General features: G+C 61.0%; 2 protein-coding genes. Both read right to left on the bottom strand.

What is annotated here, in order from left to right; all coding sequences use genetic code 11:
• Nucleotides 1–76: 76 nt before the first annotated feature.
• Complete coding sequence (locus KGA98_RS28365; RefSeq protein WP_090456295.1) at nt 77–709, bottom strand: response regulator; 633 nt, start codon at nt 707–709, stop codon at nt 77–79.
• A gap of 39 nt (nt 710–748) precedes the next feature.
• Entirely contained in the window at nt 749–2,107 is a 1,359-nt protein-coding gene (locus KGA98_RS28360) for a cache domain-containing protein (RefSeq protein ID WP_223504973.1), read from the bottom strand.
• Nucleotides 2,108–2,295 lie beyond the last annotated feature (188 nt).

Here is a 2,295-nt window from a genome sequence, read left to right as displayed (position 1 = left end):
GTTGTCGACTGACACAACGCCTTCGCGAGCAAGCCCGCTCCCACAGGTTTTTGCAGTGAACACAGGGTTCGCGGTGTTAGCGGGAAATGAGGCCGTGATCGATGGCGTATTTGACCAGCGCCGCCGGCTTGTCGATGTTGAGTTTGCGCCGGATGCTCAAGCGGTGTGTCTCCACCGTGCGCACGCTGATGTCCAGTTCCCGGGCCATTTCCTTGTTGTTCAACCCCTGCGCCATCTTCGACAGCACCTGGCTTTCCCTAGGGGTCAGTTCGTTGTCGGTGTTCCTGTCGGCGATCAGCCGCTGGGCGATTTCGGCGCTGTAGAAGGTTCCCCCGCTGGTAATGGCCTCGATGGCGGCGATGATTTCCCTTGACGGGGCGTTCTTGAGCACGTAGCCGCTGGCGCCGGAGCGCACCGACTCGCTCACGTATTCGTAATTGTCGTACATGCTCAGCACCAGCACCTTGAGCGATGGGTACTGGCTGCGCAGCACGCGGGTCAGTTCCAGGCCGTTCATGTCCGGCAGGCTGATGTCGACCAGCAGCAGGTCCGGCTGGCAACGTCCGACCATCTCGATGGCCGCGGCGCCGTTTTCCGCTTCGCCGACCATTTCCAGGGGCGACATCACGGCCAGCAGCGCCTTGATGCCGTCGCGGACCAGGGAGTGATCGTCGACCAGGGCGACGCGGATCGGGGAAGGCAGGTTCATCGCAGCTATTCACTCTTGTAGTTTTGGGCCGGGTCAGCGTTATGCGTCTGGTTTCATTGGCAGCCGCACGTCCAGCTCACTTCTGCCCGGCATCGAAATCAAATCGAAGCGCCCACCAAAATGTTCGACGCGCTCGCGGATGTTACGCAAGCCAATGCCGGCCTGGCGACGTTCTACCTGGGCTACGTTGAAACCAATGCCGTCATCGACCACCGTCAGCCGCACCGACTGTTCGCAGCCGCGCAGTGTAATGGACACGTTCTTCGCCTGGGCGTGGCGTTCAATATTGGTCAGGCCTTCCTGGACGATGCGGAACAGCGAAACAGCCGCGCCGTCGACCAGTTGGCAGTCGAATTCATTTTCGTCATAGGTCACGGTCAGCCCGCTGCGCTGCTCGAATTCGGCAGCCAATTGGCCGATGGCCGCCGGCAGGCCGAGGGTGTCGAGCAGGGATGAGCGCAGGTCGTGGGAGAGGCTGCGGACTTCGCCGATGGCATCGCCCAGGCGCTCGGTGGCGTCTTTCAACGTGCTCAAGCCCTTGTCGGGGGCCTGTCCGCGTTCCAGCAGATGGCTGGCCAGTTCGAATTGGAACTTGATCGAGACCAGCACCTGGCTGATGCCGTCGTGCAACTCGCGGGACACCCGTGATCGTTCCTCTTCCTGCAGGCTGACGATGCGCTGGGTCAGGCGCTGCAGTTTCTTGTCCGCCAGCCGATGTTCGCTGACGTTGAGGGTCATGCCGGTGGCGAATACGAACAGCACCGCGACGAGGGCGACCACGGCAATCGCCATCATGGTCTTGCGGATGCCCATGGCCACTTCGGCACGGGCCTGCTGAGTGGCGCGTTCGACATCCTCGAGGTAGATGCCGGTACCGAGCATCCAGCCCCAGCGATCGAGCATCACCACGTAGGCGAGCTTGTCGGTCACCTGGCCGGAGGAGGGTTTGTTCCAGGCATAGCGTTGAAAACCTTCCCCCGATTGCGCGCTTTTGAGCAGCGCCTGGATCACCGGCAGGCCGTGGGGATCTTTCATGTCCCATAAGTATTGGCCTACCAGTTCCGACTGGCGCGCATGCATCAGGCTGCGGCCTTCGTGGTCGTAGACGAAGAAGTAGCCGTTGATGCCAAAGCTGAGCTTGCGCAGTTCTTCCAGCACTTGTTGTTGGGCACGGGCATCGCCGTGGCCGTCGTCGTACAGGGGCGCGATCAGGCTCTGGGCCATTTCCACGTAGTTTTTCAGCTCCGCGCGCTTGCTCGCCAGAATGCTGTCTTCGATCAGTTGTGCCTGCTGATCGCCCAATTGGCGATTGAGGGAAATCACCAGCGCGCAGATGACGGCAATGGCCAGCACCAGCGGCAGAATCCCGAGGGCGACGATCTTGTGTTTGAGCTGCATGTTGACTCCTGCCCGCGCGAAGGCTCGGGATCATATGCCAAAGATACATAGCCTTGTTGGACGGAATGACCGTTGGCCGGGGTGAAATGCGAAACCAATGTGGGAGCGGGCTTGCTCGCGAAAGCGGTGGGTCAGCTGACATCAATATTGACTGATCCACCGCCTTCGCGAGCAAGCCCGCCCCCACA

The sequence above is a fragment of the Pseudomonas sp. BF-R-24 genome (assembly GCF_019947335.1).
Classification (GTDB): domain Bacteria; phylum Pseudomonadota; class Gammaproteobacteria; order Pseudomonadales; family Pseudomonadaceae; genus Aquipseudomonas; species Aquipseudomonas jessenii.
This window is presented reverse-complemented; position numbering and strand designations above follow the sequence as displayed.